Annotated in this window: 4 protein-coding genes; 2 read left to right on the top strand and 2 right to left on the bottom strand. The window is 46.2% G+C overall.

Annotated features, from left to right (window positions below; translation table 11 throughout):
* Positions 1 to 114 precede the first annotated feature (114 nt).
* Positions 115 to 381 (top strand): hypothetical protein, encoded by a 267-nt coding sequence (locus tag NWE95_07265; GenBank protein MCW4003693.1) that lies wholly within the window; start codon positions 115 to 117, stop codon positions 379 to 381.
* A 181-nt stretch (positions 382 to 562) separates the two neighbouring features.
* Here the strand turns inward: NWE95_07265 and NWE95_07260 are convergent, their stop codons facing one another.
* Positions 563 to 1,336 (bottom strand): hypothetical protein, encoded by a 774-nt coding sequence (locus NWE95_07260; protein ID MCW4003692.1) that lies wholly within the window; start codon positions 1,334 to 1,336, stop codon positions 563 to 565.
* A 182-nt stretch (positions 1,337 to 1,518) separates the two neighbouring features.
* Between NWE95_07260 and NWE95_07255 the strand changes: the two genes are divergently transcribed.
* Complete coding sequence (locus NWE95_07255) at positions 1,519 to 4,107, top strand: PQQ-binding-like beta-propeller repeat protein (protein ID MCW4003691.1); 2,589 nt, start codon at positions 1,519 to 1,521, stop codon at positions 4,105 to 4,107.
* Positions 4,108 to 4,356: 249 nt separating this feature from the next.
* Here the strand turns inward: NWE95_07255 and NWE95_07250 are convergent.
* The coding region (locus NWE95_07250; GenBank protein MCW4003690.1) for a radical SAM protein at positions 4,357 to 5,094 on the bottom strand (738 nt) is incomplete at its 5' end.

Below are 5,094 nucleotides of genomic sequence, written 5' to 3'. Positions count from 1 at the left end.
ATTTGCTTGCGTCCAAAATCTTCCGAAAGAACCGTAACATTTGGGTTAAGACTTCGCATTTAGGCAATGGAAATGGTTATATCATGAAGTAGTTCATATGCTCAAAAGGTCGCTATGGCTGCTGATCTGGCTTCGATAAGTGCCTTGTTGGCGTTTGGGATACCATTGCTTATCTTGATTATGTTGCTGCCTGCTCTTCTTGAACTGAAGCGCCCGAGGGATCACGGGCCGCGACGGATAATGGACAAGGTCTCTGAGGCTCCGTTGCACATGCTGCTTGTTAAATCAATAGTAGACATTGAAGGCGAGCAAAAGCTCGACGGCGCAACCATCCATCCGCTTGCTAAAGTCATTGCGTTTTTGCCAAACTTGGAGGTTTAGCGTTCTTTATTATTTTGCAGACAAAGCGCGTTTTCTCTGCGGCGGAAAGAAGAGGAGCTGAAACGAACTGCAAGCGGAACAGCAAAGCAGTAACGGCAGTAGCGGCTGTTGCTTCGAGAGTTTGCATTTTTTCTTTTCTCCTATTTTGCGCCCGCTCAGAATCCTCGGCAAACCAGTTAGGTTACGTTTTTATTTTTTTCCAGCAGGGTGTTGTTGCTGCTTGCCATTTCAAGTCAAAGTAATCTTGTGCTAACGATACTAAATCCTGATTGTCTAACCGTAGAATTTCAAGTCGGTTTGGTCCGACTTCTGCAGGTAGACTAATAAGGTGAACTCTTTTTCCGTCAAGTATGCTTATGCCTCCTTTCGGGAATGTTGAAGCGAATTTTATTTCGAAGGAGCCCTTTTTTGTGAGGGTTTGGATTATTTGAGGAATTTCATCGCCCTCAGGTAGCTGCGTAATGAATCGCATTTTCACGCCTCTTTCTAAGGCTTCTTGGACACCTTCAATTCTATCAGAAAAAAAAAAAAGCAAACCTTCCCAATTGGAAATGCAGTCCATGCTTGTGTGTAATTCTGCTACCTCTTTCGAAATTTTGTATCTTTCAGATTTAAATCCTATTGTTAGTTGATATCGGCTGTCGTTTCGGGCTAATTTTTCGTTGTTTTGCTTTCCCAGTTTTCTTATAAATTCTTCAGCCTCGTCTCGGATTTTGTTGTGTTTTTCGACGTCTTGCTGCAGCAAGATTGAGATCGCTTCGGCTATTGAGGTGGTCTTAAAAGTGACGGGGTTTGTTATGTATCTTTGGGTTAAGCCCATTCTTTCCAGTCTTGTTAATGCTCGGTTGACTTCTGCTCGATCTATCTCCAACTTGTCTGCGATTGTCCTGATTGTTGTTTGTCCCAATTGGGCGTTGGCTAAGTAAACTTGGGCCAGCCGTATAGATAAGCCCAGCGCGGTGAATACGTGTAGGTCCTCATCTTTGAACGTAATGTATTGCTCCCTCCCGCTTTAGGCATATTCTCCACAATCACATTTAATTTTTCGCATTTCTGTGAGGATGCTGCATCCTCACCATTTTTTATAAACTCAAATTGCGCTGTGCTTACCATAAAATTAAGGAGAAAAATGGAAAAATGAACTTTGCAAAAAACAAAACAAAAGCTTTCGCGACATCAATGTTTCTGGTGTTAACTATCGCTATCACTCTCTTTGCTTTGCCTATCGCTAATGCACATACTCCCGCATGGACCATTCCTACCTACGCCTTTCTTAGTGTTTCACCCAACCCCGTAGGAGTCGATCAAACTGTCTACATCACCTTCTGGCTTGACAAAGTACCGCCAACAGCACAAGGTGATTGGGGTATGATGTGGCATAACATGACTGTAACAGTTACAAAACCTGACGGAAACACTGAAATCCTAGGACCATTGAGTTCCGCTGCTACAGGAGGCGCATGGACACAATACGTTCCGACCCAAGTCGGCACCTACAAGTTCGTTGGCCACTTTCCTGGTCAAACCGTAGCATTGGAGAATCCCTACCCGTATGGCATGCTTCAAAACCTTGATTTTATCAACGATACATACACCGCCAGTACCAGCAACATCGTTGAAATCACTGTCCAAGAGGAACCAATAGAATCATCTTATCAGGCATCTCCACTTCCTACAGATTACTGGCAGCGCCCCATAAATTCAATGAACCGCGAATGGTACTCTATCGGAGGAAACTGGCTTGGACTTGGAACTGGAGCATTTGCTACTAGTGGGGTGTACGATTCTAACGGAAACTTCAATCCCTACACGACAGCTCCAGAAAGTGCTCATGTGTTATGGACGAAACCTCTTGCCTTTGGAGGCCAGATTGGAGGAGAGTTTGGCGCGACTGACACAAGTGTGTATGCCACAGGAACAGCATACGAAGCCAAATTTGCACCAGTAGTCCTTTACGGTATTCTTTACTACACTTCGTATCCCGGGTCTACAAGCAATCCAGGACCATTGACTGCGGTAGACCTGCGTACAGGGCGAACACGATGGACTGCAAATGTTTCTGGATCACTGAAATGCGGCATGGTGTACAACTTCCAAACAGGGAACCAGTACGGAGCACACGCATACCTATTTACTGCCAGTGGTACTACGTGGTCGATGTATGACGCCATGACTGGTCAATGGATACTGAACATTGCCAATGTCTCTCTTGTAACTGGTGTGACTAGTGGTGCGACTTCTCAGAAACTCGCGGAAGGTCCCAATGGAGAAATTCTAAGTTACACCATTGCCGGAGGCAACTTGATTATGTGGAACGCAAGCAAGTGTATCGCTGCAGGCACCCCATACTTGGGTGCAGGTTATAGTCCCAGAGAAACTTGGCGACCTCCTCAAGGAGCGACCATTGACTGGAAAGGTGGAATCGAATGGAGCATACCAGTACCTACCAACATTTCAGGCGTACCTATAGCGTTTTCTCCAAGTATCGGCGCCATTTCTGATGATGCAGTATTTGTGACTTATCAATCTGGTTTCATGGGTATCCCCGGTGGGTCTCAACCAGGCTATCGGATTGACGTAGGCTACAGCGCAGTTGATGGGCATTTATTGTGGGGTCCAGTAAACCGAACGCTGCCCCCATGGACAAACGTGTTTCTTGGTCCTGCTGGAAAAGGTGTCTTCACTGAATTCACACAGCAGTCGATGACATGGTCTGGCTACAGCATCAAAACAGGAGCAAAACTATGGGGTCCAACTAAACCCTACGACAATGCTTGGGGATATTACGGCGCTTATGGTGGTTACACTGCTGCACAGGGAGTTATTGGTTACGGCAGCCTTTACACATGGACTCTTGGCGGAGAAGTGTACTGTTATGATATCACTACAGGGGATCTCAAGTGGAATTGGAACGCTGGGAGTGCTATGGGAGAGACACCCTACGGTTCATGGCCTTTCTGGCCAACCACTCCTGCAACTCTTGCGGACAACAAGCTTTACATTGCGTCAAGCCACGATTACACTCCGCCCTTTTTCAAGGGCGCCAAGCTTTACTGCATAAACGCTACTTCGGGAGAGGAACTATGGAGCACATTGGACTTTGGTGGTACTCAATGCAACAGTTTCCCTGCAGCAGACGGCGTATTTGTCTCGTTTAATTGCTATGACAACCAGATTTACGCCTACGGCAAAGGATTATCAGCTACAACAGTTTCCGCTTCACCTAAAGTTTCAGTATATGGCGGCAGCGTACTAGTAGAAGGTACCATAACTGATCAGTCTCCAGGAGAAACTTGCCTCGGCATCCCCGCCGCTGGTACTCCAGCGATAGCTGACGATAGCATGAGTGCGTGGATGGAATACCTATACCAGCAACAGGCAATGCCTACAAATGCAACGGGTGTTGAAATAACGTTGGATGCTCTTGATCCAAACGGCAACTTTGTCCATATAGGCACTGTCACCAGCGACGCCAGCGGCTTATTCAAGAAGGCGTTTGTTCCCGAAGTTCCAGGCGAATACACCATCATAGCCACATTTGCAGGCTCCAAATCCTACTACAGCTCGTACGCTGAAACAGCCATTAACGTTGACGAAGCGCCACCAGCAACACAACCACCTGAATATCCGCAACCAATTGACCCAACGTGGACCATTATTGGCGGAGTAATCGCGATAATAATTGCAGTCGCTATAGTTGGCTTGTTAATACTAAGGAAAAAGTAGCCATGCGGCAAAACCAAACTAAATTTCCCCTTTTTTAGTCTTCCATAAGCAAGAATCACATGCAATGGAGAAAAAATGGGGCTGAAAAGGACTCCGAGCGGAAAAGCAATGGCAATTGCAGTAGCAGCAGTAGCTGTTGTTTCGAGAGGTTGCATTTCTCTCTTTTTCTCCTATAGTTTCGCCAGCTCAGAGCCCTCAGCAAACCTTTCACTCATAGAATTCGCAGCTGAAAATACGAATGAATTATTCTCATTTACCTATCTCAGGTTTGGCATCTTTCTTATTTAGCAATAGGCGTGCGTTTTTCCATTGGTCTTTAGCCAGTAGCAGGTTTCCGTAAGGGCTGCCGTGTAGCGAGTAGAAAATGTAGCACAGATACGTGCATTGGCTGCATTCTCGGTAAGTTTTCCTGAGGGCGCTGAATTTCTCGCTGTTCCAAGTTTTTGGCAGATCAAACACTGAGCCTGCAAAGTTGTGGCTGTGGCACCCCGCGATTCTGCCCAAGTGGTCTATTATGAAGAAGTTTTGGAGTGCTCGGCAACTCCATGTTCGCTTGTCCTCTGCGTAGAGGCTTCTAAGCGCCTTTAGCAGTCGGGTGGTCATGAGGATTTTGTCGTTTTTCTTTTTCATCTCGATAAGCGCGTCGCACAGTTTAACCATTGCCTGCTTGTCTTTTATTATGAATTCGTCGTTTGCTTTGCCGATTCTGAAAAGCTGGTTTGCGTCTACCGAAAGGTCGAACGAGTAAAGGCAGTACCACAGTGGGATTCCTTTCTGAGAAAAATGGTTTGTGATATCCAGAATCTCGTAGAGGTTCAGCTGCGAAATTGTGGGTGTGACCGCGACTTTTATGCCCTCCTTGTGCAGGGTTTCCACGGTTTCCACCGCTTTCTTCCACGAACCATCAACGCCTTTTATGTAATCGTTTTTCGCTGCGTCCAAGCTGTCTATTGAGATTGCCACGAAATCCACTTTGCGCAAAGCTTC

It is taken from the genome of Candidatus Bathyarchaeota archaeon (assembly GCA_026014725.1).
Classification (GTDB): Archaea; Thermoproteota; Bathyarchaeia; order Bathyarchaeales; family Bathycorpusculaceae; genus Bathycorpusculum.
Note: the sequence above shows the minus strand (reverse complement) of the source record. Positions and strands in the feature narration are given on the sequence as shown.